The organism is Luteimonas sp. KH_071 (assembly GCF_057838005.1).
In genome coordinates, this window is sequence record NZ_CM174458.1 from 3,447,329 (window position 1) to 3,465,056 (window position 17,728).

Below are 17,728 nucleotides of genomic sequence, written 5' to 3' on the forward strand. Positions count from 1 at the left end.
AGCATGTGGACATCCGCCTGCTGCTTTCCGGGTGCGTCATGAGTGTCGTCCTCCGCTTCGCATGTGTGCTGCTGGCGAGCCTCTCGCTGGCGCAGCCGGTGTCCGCGCGCGCACCGCTGCTCGCGGGCGCCGCCGCGGCGACCCAGGCGGCCGGGCCTGCAGCCGCCGAGGTGCCGGCTGGGGCCGCGGCAGCGGCCGTCGATGTCGCCGACATTCCCGCACAGGCCGATGTCGACCAGCGCCTCGCCGAACGCATCCGCGCGACGACCGGAGAGGCCGGCGCCGCGACGCCCGTCACCGCCTATGCCACGCGCCTGGCGCGGATCGAAGCCTCGGTCGAGGACCCGTTCTGGCGCTTCACCAGCGCCGAGATGCGCACCCTGCCGATCCCGCGCCTGGAGAGCCTGTCGCGCCACTGGGCCTTCCAGGCCCACCGGCTCGCGCAGTGGCAGGCGGACCTGCGGCAGACCACGACGCACCAGGCCGGTGATGCGGCCGGACTGGCCGCGCGCCGCGCGGCATGGGAAGCCACCGCGGCCGCGGGTCAGGAATTACCGACTGCACTGCGCCAGCGCGTGGACGAGGTGATCCGCGCCCTGGCGCAGGCCGAAGCCGCGCTGTCGGATCCGCTGGCGCGGCTGATCGCGCTGGGCCGGCGCGGCAACACGGTGGATGCGCGTATCGAGAGCGCGCGCAGCCGCGTGACCGATGCGGTGGCCGCCTACGACGCCCGCCTGCTGCACGCCGATGCGCCGCCGCTGTGGCGGTTGAACGCTGCGAGCGTCACGCCCACCGCAGACACCGGCGACGTGATCCGCAGTGGTCTGGAAATCGAATCCCGCTTCGCCACCGAGTACACACAGGGCGATGCCAGCGGCCTGCGCGCCCTGCAGACGCTGCTGAGCGCCTCGCTGCCGCTGCTGTTGTGGCTGGCCTGGCGCAGCCGCGCGCCGATCCGCACCGGCCAGGTCAGCCGTACCGAAGCGACCGTGCTGTCGCGTCCGATCTCGTGCTGGCTGCTGGTGGTGGTGATCGGCGTGTTCGCGTTCCAGCCCGACGCGCCGATGCTGACCCACCAGATCGCGCTGCTGGCGGCGGTGGTGCCGGTGCTGCGCCTGTTGCCGGCCTCGTCGCGGCATCTGCTCGGCCCGGCGCCCTACGTCGCCAGCGTGCTGTTCCTGCTGCTGCGCCTGGGCTTCGTGTTCCTGTCGAGCGCAACGGGATACCGCCTCTACATCTTCGCGCTGGCACTGCTGGGCCTGGCCGCAGCCGGCTGGCTGCTGTGGCGCGCGCGCCGGCATGACCATGCAGCCCATACCGGCCGCCTGGGCCAGGCGCTGCGGGTGGCGGTGCACGTGGGCGCAGCGCTGCTGGCGGTGGCGCTGCTCGCCAATGCACTGGGCAACGTGTCGCTGGCCGAAACCCTGACCGGCGGCGTCATCGACAGCCTGTACTTCGCACTGCTGCTCGGCGCGGGGTTCACGGTCGTGGCGACCTGGGTCCAGCTGCTGCTCAAGCGGCCCGGTGTGTCGCGCTTCCGGCTGGCGCGCGACCATGCCGGCCCCGCGGTGCAGATGCTGCTCAATCTGATGGCGGTCGCCGCGGTGGTCGGCTGGATCGTCTACGCGCTCGACCGGTTCCGCGTGCTGTCACCGGTGCACGCGTCGCTGTCGGCCCTGCTGGGCTACAGCTGGGCGCTGGGCGACCTGCGCCTGAGCCTGGGCCATGTCCTGCTGTTCGTGCTGACGGTGGTGATCGCGTTCTGGCTGGCGAAGACCGTGCGCCTCGTGCTCGACGGCGAAGTGCTGTCGCGGATGTCGCTGCCGCACGGCGTCGCCAACAGCGTCGCCTCGCTGAGCTACTACGCGGTCCTGCTGCTGGGCCTGGTCGGCGCGCTGTCGGCGGCCGGCTTCAAGGCCAGCCAGCTGACCTTCGTGCTCGGCGCACTGGGTGTCGGCGTCGGCCTGGGCCTGCAGAACGTGGTCAACAACTTCGTCTCGGGCCTGGTACTGATCTTCGAGCGGCCGTTCCAGCCCGGCGATGTGGTCGAGGTGGGCGGCACCACCGGCCGCGTCGTCGACATCGGCATGCGTGCCACGCGGGTGTCCACCTTCGACGGCGCCAGCGTGATCGTGCCCAACGGCCAGCTGATCTCGCAGCAGCTGGTCAACTGGACCCTGCGCGACCGCAGCCGACGGCTGGAAGTGCGCGTCGGCGTGGCCTACGGCAGCGCGCCTGAAGACGTCGAAGCCGTGCTGGCCGGAGTGGCGGCGGCCACCCCCGGCGTGGCGGCCTCACCGGCGCCGGTGGTGCTGTTCGACGGCCTGGGCACGGTGGCGATGGAATTCGTCGTGCGCGCCTGGACCCACGAGTACGAGGACGCCGGCACGATCCGCAGCGCCCTCGTCGCCCGCGTCTACGACGCCCTGCTCGCGCGCGGCATCGGCCTGGCGCACGGCGCGGCGACGGTCTATCCGCCGCCGCCTGCGCCCGCAGGGACCTGACCGCAGCGCCGCGTCAGCGGCAGTTGGACGCGTCGACCGGGCGGATCGATTCGATGCGGCCGTTGCCGGTGGCCACGTGCACGCACTCGCGGGAGCGCGCGTTCCACCAGGTCACGATGGAACGGCCGTCGCGCTGCTGGGCGTCGCGATCGACGAAGCCGCGGGCGCGCAGCTCGGTATCCGCGCCGGCCGCCCGTGCACCGACCAGATCGTCCAGCCGACGCCCGCTGGCGCCACCCGTGTTGCCCGACTGCCACGGCACCTGCGCCGAACGCTCGCGCATGCCGGCACCGTACCCGTCGCTGTAGGCGCCGCGGTCGGAATCGGCGCGATAGCCGTGCAGGGCATCGCGGTAGCCGCGCTCGTAGTCGGCCTCGTGGCGACTGTCGTCGCGATGATCGCCGTCGTCGTGGTGATGCGACTGGTGCGCGAGTGCGGCGATGCCGAGGATCGCCGCGGCCGCGACGGCCGCCTTGGCGCCATCGCTCATGCCCTCGCGGCCCCCGCCGGCCGTCTGCCCGCAGTCCGGCGCCGGCGCGGTCACCACCGAGGCCACGCGCCCGCGATCGCTGCGCACCATCACGCAGCGCCGGTCGCGCGCGTTCCACCAGCTGCCGTACTCGCCCGAGCCCGATTGCCGGGTGTAGCCCCGCGCGCCCAGCGTGCGGGACGCGGCGCGGTCGTCGAGCCCCTGCAGATCACCGAGTCCCGGCGCAGGCTCCTGGGCGGACACCAGCGGGGACGCGAACAGGGCGGACAGGGACAGCGTGGCAGCGGCCAATGCGCTGCGGCGGTTGACGCACATGCGGCACCTCCTGTTGTGCCGGCCGGACCGGCCGCGCTCGACGCAGATTGCGCCGGAATTTGTGCAGGGTGTGTGGCGGCGTTGGGTTTCTTGAGTACGGATGCGGACGCCATCCCGCGCACAGCTTTGGAGCCCTCCCCCGCGCGCGGGGCATTGCGCCCTTTACGGGTGGAGGGCCTCAAGCGCTTCGCCCCCTACGGATGGATGGTTTCGCCAAAGGACTGGGGACAGCCGCTCTCATCCGCCCCCGCCAGACCAGCCGTCCGGCCGTTGAAAGCCGCGGCAGGCGCGCCGCGCACCTTCCTCAAGAGGCGGGAGAATCAGGAAAAATCACCCCGAAGGGCTTGCCCTTCGCACCCCGATCTGCATCCGCCGGCCCACCGATGGGGCTTGACGAACGCCGATGACCGTCAGGATGCGGCTTGCCGCCTGTTCACTACATTTAGCGTTGACGCTGCCAGGGCACCCCACTATCTTGGGTCCGTCGGTTCCGCGCCCCCAGGGGCTGTGGATTAAAACGGGAAGCCGGTGACGCCTCGCGCCACTCCGGCACTGCCCCGCAGCGGTAATTGGGAACGAACCCGCCACCAGCACTGGAGCGATCCGGGAAGCGGCGGGGGAGGAGAAGGCGCCGCCTTCGTGCCCATGAGTCCGAAGACCTGCCGACAGCCGCGTGGCGCACACCACGCGGTGCCGGCTGCGGACGTCCCGTGGGGGGCGGGTTTGCGGAGTGGGAGCGATGGCGCTGTGCGCCCGATCGCGATTCCTGCGACGCCGCCCGATCACTCTCGGAATCTCCAAGGCCGCCGGACCCGACGCGGGTGGGCCGGTCGTGTGCGCGAATGCACTGGACACAGAGAGGACGCATGACCAGCCCCGAGACCCTCGCGACCGACACCCCGGCCGCCGCCGCAAACGCCACACCGGACACCGTCACCGCGCCTGCCACACCCACCATTTCCGTTGCGCCGCCTGCCGTCGAACCCGACGACGTGGTGCCGCCACCCCCGAGTGCCGCCATGAACACCGCAATTGCAGAAGTCTTCGACGCCGATGCCGGCGTTTCCAACTGGATCACCAAGGAAGCCGGCAACCGCCGGATTCCGTACGACCGCGCGCGCCTGGAGCGCAGCATCGACCGCACCCATGCCGAGTTCCCGCAGCTCGACATCGCCGACTACAAGCGCAGCGTGTTCGGCTTCGTCGAGCGCAAGGAGGCCGTCAACGCCGACGACCTCACCGACCATCTGATCCGCGAGGCCGAAGCCCGCGTCGATGTCACCGCGCCGGAGTGGGAATTCTTCGCCGCCCGCCTCTACCTGCACCGCCTGTACAAGCGCGCCAGCCGCAACCGCTTCTACGACGCCGAGCAGAAGTACGGCTCCTATGTCGGCCTGCAGGAGTCGCTGGCCGACCGCAACATCTATTCCAACGACATCCTGCGCGCCTATTCCAAGGAAGAGCTGCAGGAAGCCGGCCGCATGATCGAGCCCGAGCGCGACACGCTGTTCGCCTACAACGGCCTGTACCTGCTGGCCACGCGCTACCTCGCCACCGACACCTCGCGCGCCGTGTTCGAGCTGCCGCAGGAGCGCTGGCTGACCATCGCCCTGTACCTGATGCAGAACGAGACCAGGGGCGGCCGCGAGCGCCGCATGCAGCTCGTCGGCGAGGCCTACTGGGCGCTGTCGAACCTGTACATGACTGTCGCCACGCCGACGCTGCAGAACGCCGGCAAGGTCGGCGGCCAGCTGTCGTCGTGCTTCATCGACACCGTCGACGACAGCCTGCAGGGCATCTACGACTCCAACACCGACATCGCCCGCGTCTCCAAGGGCGGCGGCGGCGTGGGCGCGTACATGGGCTACGTGCGCTCCAGCGGTTCGGCGATCCGCGGCGTGCCCAATTCCTCCGGCGGCGTGGTGCCGTGGATCAAGCAGCTCAACAACACCGCCGTGTCGGTGGACCAGCTGGGCCAGCGCAAGGGCGCGGTCGCGGTCTACCTCGACATCTGGCACCGCGACATCGAGAACTTCCTCGATCTGCGCCTCAACAACGGCGACCAGCGCCTGCGCGCGCACGACGTGTTCACCTCGATCTGCATCCCCGACATCTTCATGGAAGCCGTCGACCGTCGCGGCGACTGGTACCTGTTCGACCCGCACGAGGTCCACAGGATCAAGGGCTTCTACCTGCAGGATTTCTTCGACGAGAAGAAGGGCGACCCGAACGGCAGCTTCCGCCGCAAGTACGAGGAAGTCGTGGCCGACGAGCGCATCTCGCGCAAGACCGTCAAGGCGATCGACATCTTCAAGCGCGTGATGGTGAGCCAGCTCGAGACCGGCAACCCCTTCATGTTCTATCGCGACGAAGTGAACCGGAAGAACCCGAACAAGCACGTCGGCCGCGTGTACTCGTCGAATCTCTGCACCGAGATCCTGCAGAACATGAGCCCGACGAAAATGATGCAGGAGATCATTTCCGGCAATCAGATCGTCACCACCAAGCAGGCCGGCGACTTCGTCGTCTGCAACCTGTCGTCGGTGAACCTGGGCCGCGCGATCGTGCCGCAGGCCGGCCAGAGCGATCTGATCACCGACGTGCTCGAGCGCCTGATTCCGATCCAGGTGCGCATGCTCGACAACGTGATCGATCTCAACATGCTGCCCGTGCCGCAGGCCACGATCACCAACCAGAAGTACCGGGCGATCGGCCTGGGCACCTTCGGCTGGCATCACCTGCTGGCGCAGAAGGGCATCCAATGGAACGACGCGCAGGCCGAGGACTTCAGTGATTCGCTGTACGAGCGCATCAACTTCCTCACCGTGCAGGCCAGCATGGAACTCGCGAAGGAAAAGGGCGCCTACCCGGTGTTCGCCGGCAGCGACTGGCACACCGGCGCGTACTTCAGCGACCGCAACTACAACTCGCCCGAGTGGATGGATCTGGCCGCGCAGGTCGGCGTCAACGGCATGCGCAACGGCTGGCTGATGGCGGTTGCCCCGAACATGTCCACCGCGCAGATCGCCGGCTCCACCGCGTCGATCGACCCGATCTACTCCGCGTTCTATTACGAGGAGAAGAAGGACTACCGCCGCCCGGTCGCCGCGCCCGGCCTGTCGCTGGAAACCTGGCCGTACTACGAGAAGGGCGCCTACAAGGTCGACCAGTTCGCCTCGGTGCGCCAGAACGCCCGTCGCCAGCGCCACGTCGACCAGGCGATCAGCTTCAACTTCTACGTGCCCAGCACCATCCCCGCCCGCACCCTGCTCGACCTGCACATGACCGCGTGGAATCTCGGCATGAAGACCACGTACTACGTGCGTTCGAACGATATCGATATCGCGGAATGCGAGTGGTGTTCGAGCTGAGGGAGCGCCGCGCCGCGTTTGACCGTTATCCCCGCTTTTGATCGTCATCCCCGCGAAGGCGGGGATCCATGGACGTTGTTCTACTGGAGTCAGGTCCATGGATTCCCGCCTGCGCGGGAATGACGGTCGAAAGACCCAGCGCGTTTCCAGATCGCGCGCGACCCAACTGCCCAACCCGCTCCTACAGGAGAGGGCTCAAGACCGAATTCCGAGACAGACATCCATGGCCGCGACTGCTACCCCACTCGACCGCATCAAGATCCTCGAGCCGCGTCACCCCAACCGCTCCACCGGCATCATCAACGGCCAGACCAGCGGCATCCTCAACTGGAACGACATTCCGTATCCGTCGTTCTACCGCGCCTACAAGGAACTCACGACCAACTTCTGGATTCCGGACGAGGTCGACATGAAGAGCGACGCCAAGCAGTACGGCGAGCTCTCGGCGCGCGAGAAGAATGCCTACGATTCGATCATCGGCCTGCTGGCCACGCTGGATTCGCCGCAGACGCGCTACATCTACAACGTCGCCGAATACATCACCGACCCGGCCGCGCACGCCAACGCCGCGATCATCGGCCAGCAGGAAGTGATCCACAACGAGAGCTACAGCTACGTGCTGGCCTCGATCACCGGCCTCGCCGATCAGAACCGCGTGTTCGAACTCGCGCGCACGCATCCCACGATCATCGCGCGCAACCAGCCCATCATGGAGTCCTACAACGATTTCATGCGCGAGCGCAGCGCCGAAACGCTGATCCGCTCGCTGGTGCAGTCGTCGATCCTCGAAGGCATCAACTTCTATTCCGGCTTCGCCTACTTCTACAACCTGGTCCGCCAGAACCGGATGACCGGCACCGGCAAGATCATCAGCTTCATCAACCGCGACGAACTGGCGCACAGCAAGTTCATCAGCGAACTGATCCGCGCCATCGTCGGCGAGAACCAGACCTTGCAGGGCGACCAGCTCACCCAGTACGTGCACGACGCGTTCGAACACGCGATCCAGCTCGAGACCCGCTGGACCAGTGAGGTGCTCGACGGCATCGACGGTATCGACGTCGACGAGATGGTCCGCTACGTGAAGTACCGCGCCAACAAGATGGCCGGCATGCTGGGCATCGAGAAGCTGTACTCCGACACCACCGACAACGTGATGCCGTGGATCAAGGCCTACGCCGACAATTTCACCGAGACCAAGACCGACTTCTTCGAGATGCGCAATGCGTCGTACAAGAAGACGAATTCGGATAACGGGTTCGACGATCTCTGAGTAGTACAAGCCGTCGAGCAAACTTGCCGACACCCAGTCTCATTGGTTTAGCTAGGTGGCTGGATGGACATTTCTGAGAACAACGACGGATATCAATACGCCTGGGTGATGTTTCGAGTCCAGACCGTGAAGTTCCTCATTCGTGCGATAGACCTTTACTTGTCGCTTCTAGGCGATGAAGAGAAGGAGCTTGCAGACGACCCGGAACTCGCCGCATTAGTCACGGATGACACGCGTCGCGAGCTTGGAATCGATAACGAGAAGCAACGCGCCATACGAATTAGAGAGTGGTTTTCCGAGAAGATCGAAGGGCGTGACCAGTTCGATACAGTCGCTCTAAGTCTGTCGCACTGGCTCGTGCGCTACATGAAGTCACTGGCATTTCTTTACCTTAAGAGCCTCAAGCAAAGACGGAACAAGTTAGCCAGCCGTAAGGCCATCACAAGTTTCACACTCTCCGCGGTAGATCGCGAAATTTCCGCTGCTGAAGAGATGTTTCAGAACTCTGGTGTATTTAAGCAAGCGTCCACTCTGGATCTACTGGCTTCGTATTCCGATCTAGGCGAAGCGCCTGTTGAGCAAACCTCACTTCCCTTGGAGCTTAGCCAACGCCCGCGTCCTGTAATGGTCAGGTCCATCGAGATCTTGGATCACGAGTTGCGGGCTCGCTGCTTAGATCTTTTCAATCAGTTCCAAGAGTCTGGGCAATCCGACCGTAACGACACGGTCGTAGCGGAAGCATCACGAATTTTGGAGAACAGACTCAGAAAGGTTCTAGGCGCTGAAGATGGAAAATCGGCTAAGCAGCTTGTTAGTGATGCATTCAACGCCAAGTCTCCTCGGCTGCTTGTAAGCAACGTACCCGCTGAACAAGAGTCGGCCCAACTATTGTTTTTAGGAACGTTTGGATTCATCCGAAATTCGGTACAGCACAAGCTGCTGGAGAACATGCCGGCTGAACGCGTACTGCAAATCTTGGGCTGGACCGACTATCTCCTGTCAGTCATAGACCAGTCCCAGACACGGACGGATTCCTCCGGAAAGCCTGGGTCAGAGTCGATCTCAGATCAGTGACCTCCGCCACCTGAAGTTGTATTGATACAGAACAAGCCTGCCTCCATGCGCATCCTCCTCGCCCACACATCGCTCAGCGGCAACACCCGCGATGTCGCGCGTGCGATTCATGCGCGGTGCGAAGCACTGGGCCACGCCGTCACCTGGATCGATGCCGACATCCAGACGCTGGCGAAGGCCTGCCCCGAAAGCGCCGAACACGATCTCTACATCCTCGGAAGCTGGAGCATCAACGCCGGGCGCACGCCGCCGGAGATGAAGCGCTTCATCGCCGAACTGGTCGACGCGGTCGGCAAGCCGGAGCGGGTGGCGGTGTTCGGCACCGGCGAAACGCAGTGGGGCGAAGAGAACTACTGCGGCGCGGCGCGGCGCATCGCCACATTCTTCGGCACGCCCTACCCGCGGCTGGAGATCGAACAGATGCCGCACGGCGAGCGCGACGCCACCACGATCCAACGCTGGACCGACACCATTCTTGCCCTCGCGGGCACACCGCTCGAGACCCCCCCCATGCAGACGCTCCACGCCTCCACCCCTGACGACTACGCCGCAGCACTGGCCGCACATCCGCGCCTGCTGGTGGACTACTACAAGGACGATTGTCCGGGCTGCAAGATGCTCGACATGTCGCTGGCGAAGTTCGCCGCAAGCGCGGATGCCGAAGGCGTCGCGCTGCTGAAGGTGAAGATGGAAACGATCGGCGAAGACTTCTTCCGCGGCTTGAACCTGCGCCAGACGCCGACACTATCGCTGTTCAAGGACGGCGCCGAGGCTGCGCGCCTGCCGGGCTTCCAGGCACCGGGCCAGATTTCGCAGGCCGTGGGTCTGCACCTCGCCACCGCGGACGCCTGAGATGACGTCCCCGTCCGGCGTGGTGGCCGTTACGCCCGTCTCCGATACGCCGACGACCGAAGCCCGCATGCTGGAGATCGTGTTTCCCGATCACACCAACCATCTGGGCACGCTGTTCGGCGGCACCGCGCTGGCGTGGATGGACAAGGCGGCCTTCATCGCCGCGTCGCGCTATGCGCGGCGCACGGTGGTGACCGCGCGTTCGGAGCAGGTCGACTTCAAGCTGCCGATCCGGCAGGGCCAGCTGGTCGAGACGATTGCCCGCGTGGTCGAGGTGGGCCGCACGTCGATGCAGGTGGAAGTGGAACTGATCGCCGAAGACCTGCTCAGCGGCGAGCGCGAGCTGTGCACGCGCGGCCGCTTCGTGATGATCGCGCTCGATGCGCGCGGCCGTCCCGCGCAGGTGGCGCAGCTGCCGCAGGCCTCGGGTGACGCGGCGTGAGCGACATCACGCTGCTGCAGTGGATCGGCCTGGGCCTCGGCATCGGCATCGCCTACGCGGCGATCCGCGCGGTGTTCCGGCGCAAGGACTGATGCACGCCTCGCCGGCGCTGCCGGACCGTCGCCGCACGATCGGCGACACTACGCAGGTTGCCGCCGGAACCGCGCCCATGTCGAAACGCAAGCAGATCGCCGCCCAGGCCGCGCGCGACGCGGGACTGCCGGACGCGCAGGTGCACGTGGAGAATTTCCGCCAGGTGCGCGAGGCGCGACGCGCCGAACTGGTCGAGGACTACGTGGAACTGATTTCCGACCTGCTCGCCACCACCGGCCGCGCGCGCCAGGTCGACATCGCCGAACGCCTCGGCGTCGCCCAGCCGACGGTCGCCCGCACGCTGCAGCGCCTGGTGCGCGACGGCCTGGTGCTGCAGAAGCCCTACCGCGGCGCATTCCTCACCGAGGCCGGCGAAACGCTGGCGCGTGCCAGCCGCGCGCGACACCAGACGGTCGAATCCTTCCTCGTTGCGCTGGGCGTACCGCCCGACATCGCGCGCCGCGATGCCGAGGGCATCGAACATCACGTCAGCCCGGAAACTCTGGCGGTGTTCGAAGCCTTCGTCGCCCGCCACGCGGACATCGACACGCCGCGCGACTGAGCGCTCAGAAGCGGGTACTGAGTCCCACGAACAGCGACGGCACGCCGCGCGCATCGCGCTCGAGCAGCGGGCTGTCGGCCAGCGCATCGGGCAGGTGTTTGTACTGCAGGCCGAGAATGCCGCTCCAGCGCGGTCCGAACGCGCGCAGCGCCGTGACCCCGACACGCGGCACCACGGCGGCACCGGGCCGGTAGGCGGGCACGCCGCGCGCTTCTTCGGTGGGCAGCGTGCCGTAGTAGTAATCCGCCAGATCCGCCGACAGCCAGCTCACGCCGACACTGGGCAGCAGCGTCCACGCGCCCGCGGGCACCGCGAAGGTGTATTCGACGCCGGCTTCCTGGCCGCCGCTGGCGCCGGTGACATCGGTGAGCGCATGCACGCGCACGCGCCCGAACCCGCCGGTCCAGGCCGCGCCCATGCCGACGTCGAGTCCATGGTCGCGATCGTCGAGCCGCGACGCGTCGAGCCCGTTGGCGGCCAGGCCCGCGGCATCGAGATCCTCGATGTCGAAGCCGTCGAGCCGTGCCGAGGCCAGTGCGTCGAGCTGGAAGCCACCGGTGTCGAGCAGATGCACGCCGCCCGAGATGCCGCGCAGGAAAACGCGCTCGCCCTCGTAGGCGAAAATCGGGAACGGCTGCACGCGCGTGCCTTCGCCGACATACGGGCTGTCGGAGGCCGCGACCGCGACCCCCACCGACCAGCCGTCATCCCCGCGCTGGGCCGCGGGGCCGTCGCCACGGACCTGCGCCGACACGAGGCCGGGCAACAGCAGCGCCGCGCACGCGGCGGCCAGGCAACACAGCGGCGAACGACGCATCGGAGACTCCATGGCAGGGCGGATGTCGCCGGCCGCTACCCGCGGCCGGATGCGGCGCGTGCGGTCACGCGCCGCGTCCGAGCCTACACGTCGACCGGATCGCCCGCTCAGGCGACCGACGCGCGATAGATCGACTCGATCGCCTTGTCGAGCGATGCGTTGAAGTCGTCGTCGCTCTGCTTCGCGCTCAGGCCTTCGGTCAGCGCGCGGCTGAAGCTCGCGACCACGCCCGGGTTCTTCGCCAGGCGCGCATTCGCGTCGTCGCGGGCGTAGCCCCCCGACAGGGCGACGACCTTCAGCACGCTCGGGTGGTCGACCAGTTCGCGGAAGAAGCCGTCGACCTCGGGCAGGGTGAGCTTAAGGATCACCGGCGTCGCCGGGTCCACCCTGTCGAGGCGCTCGAGCAGGCCCTGCTTCAGCGTGGTTTCGATGTCGGCCTTGTCGGCGGCATTGATGTCGACTTCGGGCTCGATGATCGGCACCAGGCCGGCGTCGAGCACCTGCTGGCCGAGTTCGAACTGCTGGTCGAGCACCGCGGCGATGCCGGCGGCATTGTTCTGCTTGATGACCGAGCGTTCCTTGGTGCCGAACACGCCCTTGGCCTTGGCGCGCGCGAGCAGATCCGACAGGCCCGGAATCGGCTTGAGCATCTGCACGCCGTTGGCCTCGTCTTCCAGACCCTTGTCGATCTTCAGGAAGGGCACGACGCCCTTGGTCTTCCACAGGTATTCCGCGGCGCCCTGGTCTTCGAACTGATCGTCGAGCGTGCGCTCGAACAGGATCGCACCGAACACGCGCTCGCCGCTGAAGGCGGGGCTGGTGACGATGCGCGTGCGCATCGCGTGGACGAGGCCAAACATTTCCGCGTCGTTCGCGTACTCGGTTTCCTCGATGCCGTAGAGCTTGAGCGCCTTGGGCGTGCTGCCGCCGCTCTGGTCGAGTGCGGCGATGAAGCCCTGACCCGACTTGATCCTGTCCAGCTGTTCCTGATTCACGGCCACGTGCGTACGTCCTATGCGATCGGTGGAGACCCGGGCCCGCGATGATACCGCCACGCGCCGTACGGGGCCGCCCGCGCGGGTGGCCGCCCGGTAGCGGGACGCTGCATTCGTGCGGGCGCAACGCCGCCACCACGGTGCCCTGCTAGGCTGCGCGGCCGCCCGAACGCACGCCGCCGTGATCCATTTCGAAGGCATCCACAAGTCGTATTCCGCCGCCGGGCGCGAGACCGTCGCGCTGCATCCGCTCGATCTCACGATCGAGGCCGGCGAGGTGTTCGGCATCGTCGGCCATTCCGGCGCGGGCAAATCCACGCTGCTGCGGCTGATCAACGGGCTGGAAACGCCGAGCGGCGGCCGCCTGACCGTCGATGGTCAACGCCTCGACACGCTCGACGGCGCCGGCCTGCGCACCCTGCGCCGCCGCGTGGGCATGATCTTCCAGCACTTCAATCTGCTGTCGGCCAAGACCGTCATCGACAACATCGCGTTTCCGTTGCGCCTGGCCGGCGTGTCGAAGACGCAGGCCCATGCACGCGCGCAGGCATTGCTGGTGCGCGTGGGCCTGGAGGCGCATCGCGACAAGTATCCCGCGCAGCTCTCCGGTGGGCAGAAGCAGCGCGTGGGCGTGGCGCGTGCGCTCGCGACGGAACCGAAGATCCTGCTGTGCGACGAGGCCACGAGCGCACTCGATCCGCAGACCACGGCCTCGGTGCTGCAGCTGCTCGACGGCATCAACCGCGAGCTGGGTCTCACCATCGTGCTGATCACCCACGAGATGGATGTCGTGCGCCGCGCCTGCGACCGCGTCGCCGTGCTCGATGCCGGCCATCTCGTCGAAAGCGGCCCGGTGACCGACGTGTTCCTGCATCCGCAGCACCCGACGACGCGGCGGTTCGTCGCCGAATCCGAAGACGTGGACGAGGCGGCGCAACGCGACGACATCGCCCACGTCGAGGGCCGCCTGCTGAAACTCACGTTCACCGGTGATGCGACCTGGCAGCCGATGCTGGGCCGCGTGGCGCGCGAGACCGGCATCGACTACACCATCCTCTCGGGCCGCGTGGACCGCATCAAGCGCATGCCCTACGGCCAGCTGACGCTGGCGGTGACCGGCGACCGCTTCGACGAGGCTGCGCGCAGTTTTTCCGCGGCCGGCGTGCACGTGCAGGAGCTGCCGCGATGAGCACACCGTTGCTGCCCAACGTCGATGCCGGCAAGTGGGTCGAGATCGGCCAGGCCACGGTCGACACGCTGCTGATGCTCGCCGGCTCGCTGCCGCTGACGCTGCTGATCGGCCTGCCGCTCGGCGTGCTGCTCTACCTCACCGCGCCGCGCCAGCTGCACGCGCGGCCCGCGCTGTATGGGGGCCTGTCGCTGGTGGTGAATCTGCTGCGCTCGGTGCCCTTCATCATCCTGATGATCGTGCTGATCCCGGTCACGCTCAAAGCCATGGGCACGTCGCTGGGCGTGCGCGGCGCGATCCTGCCGCTGGTCGTCGGCGCGGCGCCGTTCTACGCACGACTGGTGGAAACCGCCTTGCGCGAGATCGACCGCGGCGTCGTCGAAGCGAGCCTCGCGATGGGCGCGACCACGCGCCAGCTGGTCACGCGGGTGCTGCTGCCCGAAGCGCTGCCCGGCCTGATTGCCGGCGCCACGGTGACGACGATCGCGCTGATCGGCTTCACCGCGATGGGCGGCGCGATCGGTTCGGGCGGCCTCGGCGATCTGGCGTACCGCGACGGCTACCTGCGCTCGCGCACGGATGTGGCCGTGGTCACCGTCGTCGCGCTGCTGGTGATGGTGCAGGTCCTGCAGATGGTCGGCGACCGGCTGGTGGCGCGGTTTTCGCGGCGGTAGGCCTTCATTCGGGGCCCCGCCTGATCCCGTCATTCCGGCGAAAGCCGGAATCCAGCGACGTGTGCGTTTTGCTGCAGAGCCTGAAGACACTGGATTCCGGCGTTCGCCGGAATGACGGAGAACGTTTCGCACCCCCAGCGTGATCCGCGCCCGCCGCACACTGATTTCCACCTCCGTACTCGATCCCCACGCGCGGACCCCGATACTGGTCGGCCCTTCGTCACCCGGATCCGCCATGGCCCTGCTGCCCCGTCTCGCCACCGCCGCCTTGCTGCTGTCCGCCCTCGCTGCCTGCGGTGGCAGCGGATCCGGCGCGAACGGCGAACGCCTGACGATCGCCGCGACCGCGGTGCCGCACGCCGAGATCCTAGAAGTGGTCAAGCCGTTGCTCGCCCAACAGGGCGTCGACCTGCAGGTGCGCATCTTCAACGACTACGTGCAGCCCAACGACCAGGTCGCGCAGGGCCAGATCGACGTCAACTATTTCCAGACTGAGCCGTATCTGGACGCCTACAACCGCGACCGCGGCACCGACCTGACCACGCTCGCCGGCGTGCACATCGAACCCTTCGGCGCGTACTCGCGCCGGTTCGACTCGCTGGACGCCGTGCCGGCCGGGGCCGACGTGGTGATTCCCAACGATCCGAGCAACAACAGCCGCGCCTTGATCCTGCTGCACAAGAGCGGCGTGATCACGCTGCGTGATCCGACCGACGCGATGGCGACGCTGCGCGACATCACCGCGAATCCGAAGAACCTCAGGTTCCGCGAGCTCGACGCCGCGATGCTGCCGCGCGTGCTCGATCAGGTGGACCTGGCGCTGATCAACACCAACTACGCGCTCGACGCCGGCCTCGATCCCGGCAAGGACGCGCTGGCGATCGAGGGCCGGGATTCGCCGTACGTGAACTTCCTCGTCGGCCGCCCCGACAAGCAGAACGACCCGCGCGTGCAGAAGCTGATTGCCGCGCTGACCAGCGACGAGGTCCGTAGCTTCATCCAGGCCACGTACAAGGACGCGGTGATTCCGGCGTTCTGAGCCTCGGTCGCCGCGGCCCCGGGTCGCATGCCCGCCTGCATCCGCTCGAGCCGGGCTCGACGTATGCCCACGACACCTGCCGCATCCCCGCGGCACCCGCTGGAGGTCCGAACATGCTCCGTGCTTCGCTGCTGTCCCTCGCCTGTGCCGCCCTCGTTGCCGTCGCGCCCACGGGCGCGCAGGCCGCCGAACCCGCCGCCGCGCCGTTCACCCTGCCCGCCCTGCCCTATGCGGCCGACGCGCTGGCGCCGGTGATCGACGCGCGCACGATGGAGATCCACCACGGCCGCCACCACAAGGCCTTCGTCGACACCCTCAATGCGAAGGTCGCCGAATTTCCCGCGCTGGCGAACACGTCGATCGAGGACGTGATGGCGAACGTCTCCGACTACGACGCCGCGGTGCGCAACAGCGGCGGTGGCCATTACAACCACAGCCTGTTCTGGACCGTCATGGCCGCACCGGGCCAGGGCGGCGCGCCGTCTGCCGCACTGGCCGCGCGCATCACGCAGGATTTCGGTTCCGACGCCGACTTCCGCAAGGCTTTCACCGATGCGGCAACCAGACAGTTCGGCTCGGGCTGGGCGTGGCTGATCGTCAAGCCCGACGGCAGCCTCGCGGTGACTTCGACGCCGAACCAGGACAACCCGCTGATGGACGTCGTGGAGACCCGCGGCACGCCGGTGCTCGGTATCGACGTCTGGGAGCACGCGTACTACCTGCAGTACCAGAACAAGCGCGCCGATTACGCCAAGGCCTGGTGGGACGTGGTGGACTGGAAGGCGGTGAACGCGCGCTACGAGGCGGCGCTGCAGGCCCAGGCCGACTGACGGCGTCGTCCGTCCGACTGACCGCGATACATGCGCACGGCACCGCCAACGCGCCGTGCGCCATTTCGTTCGCCGATCGCTGCATCGGCAACGTGCACCGGATCCAGCTGGCGGCGGCCCACGGCCGCCTGCCGAACACCGTTCACCGCAGACGACGCGCGTCGCTCAGTCGGCGTCCGGATGCCGTGCGCGCCAGGCCGCGAGCTGTTCGCGGTAGTACTGCAGATCCTCGGCGTAGCTGTCGTGCACGCAGACCGCGCAGCCACTGTCGCAACAGTCGCTGGGCAGCGGCGGTTCGGGCGGCTGCGGCCGCGGATCGGGATCGGCCACGCTCGACACGGTCAGTCGCGTGCGTCCGCGGCCGGAATCGGCGACTGGCGCAGGCCGATGGTCTCGGCATCGCAGTGGGCCGGTGTCGCGCCGGCGGCGCGCTGCGCGGCGATCTCGTCGCGTGCGGCGTCAAGATCGCCGCGGAAATCAGCCGAGGTCTGCAGCCGCGCATAGGTCGCCGCGCCGACGCGCTCGCCTTCGCCGATGTCGCTGTACCAGTGCAGGTTGCAGACCAGCCGGCTTTCGCCGAAGTCGCGACCGCGTTGCAGCAGCGCATCGCTGCGCTCGGGCGCGAGTTCGATCAGGGCGAGCGTCCAGGCCCAGCCGATCGCCGCATGGCCGGACGGATACGACGCGCTGGTCATCAATCGCGGCACGTCTTCAGGCGTGCACACCGGCGCGGCGTTGCGGACGAACGGACGCCCGCGCTGCCAGTGGTCCTTGGCCGCGCGCCCGGCGTTCGATGCATCCGCGAGACTGCGGCGCAGCAGACGCACGAGATGCGGCGTGCGCGCGGCGCTGATCTCGACGCCGAGCGCGCAGGCGAACAGAGGCTCGGCGGCGGGGAATGTCAGATCGGCATCGACCGCGGCCTGGCGCCAGCGCGCGGTGTCGTGCAGGGCGAGACTGCGCGCGGCGATGGCATCGTCATGCGCCTGCGCAGCCGAACCCGGCGCGGGCGGCGCCGGCAACAGCGCGCGGCTGTCGAACGCGGGTGCGTCGAGATACCCGATCGTCACCCCGGGGCGGCTTTCCGGCACCACCACGGCTGCGCCGGGCGCAGACGCCTCGCGCGCAGGCAGCGCGCAGGCGGCCAGCAGCGACAGGAGCGCGCCGCACGCGGCGACGCGCACGCCATCGCGCACACGCTGGCGCAT

The 17,728-nt window shown here is 67.8% G+C and carries 17 protein-coding genes, 1 pseudogene and 1 riboswitch; of the genes and pseudogenes, 13 read left to right on the forward strand and 5 right to left on the reverse strand.

What is annotated here, in order from left to right; genetic code table 11:
- Nucleotides 1-38 precede the first annotated feature (38 nt).
- Nucleotides 39-2,504 (forward strand): mechanosensitive ion channel family protein, encoded by a 2,466-nt coding sequence (locus tag AC3IRM_RS15870; RefSeq protein WP_489204050.1) that lies wholly within the window; start codon nucleotides 39-41, stop codon nucleotides 2,502-2,504.
- 13 nt (nucleotides 2,505-2,517) lie between these two features.
- On the opposite strand, the gene AC3IRM_RS15875 is transcribed toward AC3IRM_RS15870, so the two are convergent.
- Nucleotides 2,518-3,309 carry a hypothetical protein gene (locus AC3IRM_RS15875; protein WP_489204051.1) on the reverse strand — a complete coding sequence of 264 codons (792 nt, stop codon included), beginning with the start codon at nucleotides 3,307-3,309 and terminating at the stop codon, nucleotides 2,518-2,520.
- Between the two features lie 468 nt (nucleotides 3,310-3,777).
- A riboswitch (cobalamin riboswitch) is annotated at nucleotides 3,778-3,990 on the forward strand.
- A 185-nt stretch (nucleotides 3,991-4,175) separates the two neighbouring features.
- Here AC3IRM_RS15875 and AC3IRM_RS15880 point away from each other — a divergent pair.
- The 8 genes and pseudogenes from AC3IRM_RS15880 (at nucleotide 4,176) to mntR (ending at nucleotide 10,976) form a co-directional block, all read left to right on the forward strand.
- Nucleotides 4,176-6,680, forward strand: coding sequence for a ribonucleoside-diphosphate reductase subunit alpha (locus tag AC3IRM_RS15880; RefSeq protein ID WP_489204052.1), 2,505 nt, complete (start codon nucleotides 4,176-4,178; stop codon nucleotides 6,678-6,680).
- Nucleotides 6,681-6,903: 223 nt separating this feature from the next.
- Nucleotides 6,904-7,953 (forward strand): ribonucleotide-diphosphate reductase subunit beta, encoded by a 1,050-nt coding sequence (locus tag AC3IRM_RS15885; protein ID WP_489204053.1) that lies wholly within the window; start codon nucleotides 6,904-6,906, stop codon nucleotides 7,951-7,953.
- 63 nt (nucleotides 7,954-8,016) lie between these two features.
- Nucleotides 8,017-9,027, forward strand: coding sequence for a TIGR02391 family protein (locus AC3IRM_RS15890; protein WP_489204054.1), 1,011 nt, complete (start codon nucleotides 8,017-8,019; stop codon nucleotides 9,025-9,027).
- A gap of 45 nt (nucleotides 9,028-9,072) precedes the next feature.
- A pseudogene (locus tag AC3IRM_RS15895) lies at nucleotides 9,073-9,566 on the forward strand (flavodoxin).
- Nucleotides 9,538-9,879: a thioredoxin family protein gene (locus AC3IRM_RS15900; RefSeq protein ID WP_489204055.1), complete on the forward strand. Its 342-nt coding sequence runs from the start codon at nucleotides 9,538-9,540 to the stop codon at nucleotides 9,877-9,879. Before AC3IRM_RS15895 ends, AC3IRM_RS15900 begins: the two are co-directional and overlap by 29 nt.
- 1 nt (nucleotide 9,880) lies before the next feature.
- Entirely contained in the window at nucleotides 9,881-10,321 is a 441-nt protein-coding gene (locus AC3IRM_RS15905; RefSeq protein WP_489204056.1) for an acyl-CoA thioesterase, read from the forward strand.
- On the forward strand, nucleotides 10,318-10,413 hold the full coding sequence (locus AC3IRM_RS15910; protein ID WP_236551074.1) for an MICOS complex subunit MIC10: 96 nt from the start codon (nucleotides 10,318-10,320) through the stop codon (nucleotides 10,411-10,413). Before AC3IRM_RS15905 ends, AC3IRM_RS15910 begins: the two co-directional genes overlap by 4 nt.
- Nucleotides 10,414-10,490: 77 nt before the next feature.
- The gene (mntR, locus tag AC3IRM_RS15915) at nucleotides 10,491-10,976 is read left to right on the forward strand and encodes a manganese-binding transcriptional regulator MntR (RefSeq protein WP_489204057.1); all 486 of its coding nucleotides are present in this window, start codon (nucleotides 10,491-10,493) and stop codon (nucleotides 10,974-10,976) included.
- Between the two features lie 4 nt (nucleotides 10,977-10,980).
- On the opposite strand, the gene AC3IRM_RS15920 is transcribed toward mntR, so the two are convergent.
- On the reverse strand, nucleotides 10,981-11,793 hold the full coding sequence (locus tag AC3IRM_RS15920; RefSeq protein ID WP_489204058.1) for a MipA/OmpV family protein: 813 nt from the start codon (nucleotides 11,791-11,793) through the stop codon (nucleotides 10,981-10,983).
- Nucleotides 11,794-11,900: 107 nt separating this feature from the next.
- Entirely contained in the window at nucleotides 11,901-12,794 is an 894-nt protein-coding gene (locus tag AC3IRM_RS15925; protein ID WP_489204059.1) for a fructose bisphosphate aldolase, read from the reverse strand.
- Between the two features lie 175 nt (nucleotides 12,795-12,969).
- Between AC3IRM_RS15925 and AC3IRM_RS15930 the strand changes: the two genes are divergently transcribed.
- The 4 genes from AC3IRM_RS15930 to AC3IRM_RS15945 all read left to right on the forward strand — a co-directional run bounded on the left by AC3IRM_RS15930 (nucleotide 12,970) and on the right by AC3IRM_RS15945 (nucleotide 16,520).
- Entirely contained in the window at nucleotides 12,970-13,977 is a 1,008-nt protein-coding gene (locus AC3IRM_RS15930; protein WP_489204060.1) for a methionine ABC transporter ATP-binding protein, read from the forward strand.
- The gene (locus AC3IRM_RS15935; protein ID WP_489204061.1) at nucleotides 13,974-14,651 is read left to right on the forward strand and encodes a methionine ABC transporter permease; all 678 of its coding nucleotides are present in this window, start codon (nucleotides 13,974-13,976) and stop codon (nucleotides 14,649-14,651) included. The genes AC3IRM_RS15930 and AC3IRM_RS15935 overlap by 4 nt, the downstream gene beginning before the upstream one ends.
- Before the next feature lie 235 nt (nucleotides 14,652-14,886).
- The gene (locus AC3IRM_RS15940) at nucleotides 14,887-15,690 is read left to right on the forward strand and encodes a MetQ/NlpA family ABC transporter substrate-binding protein (RefSeq protein ID WP_489204062.1); all 804 of its coding nucleotides are present in this window, start codon (nucleotides 14,887-14,889) and stop codon (nucleotides 15,688-15,690) included.
- 113 nt (nucleotides 15,691-15,803) lie between these two features.
- Complete coding sequence (locus AC3IRM_RS15945) at nucleotides 15,804-16,520, forward strand: superoxide dismutase (RefSeq protein WP_489204063.1); 717 nt, start codon at nucleotides 15,804-15,806, stop codon at nucleotides 16,518-16,520.
- Nucleotides 16,521-16,685: 165 nt separating this feature from the next.
- Here AC3IRM_RS15945 and AC3IRM_RS15950 read toward each other — a convergent pair whose 3' ends face one another.
- Entirely contained in the window at nucleotides 16,686-16,859 is a 174-nt protein-coding gene (locus AC3IRM_RS15950) for an oxidoreductase-like domain-containing protein (RefSeq protein ID WP_489204064.1), read from the reverse strand.
- Between the two features lie 2 nt (nucleotides 16,860-16,861).
- A complete protein-coding gene (locus AC3IRM_RS15955) occupies nucleotides 16,862-17,728 on the reverse strand; it encodes an acid phosphatase (RefSeq protein ID WP_489204065.1) in 867 nt (288 codons plus the stop codon).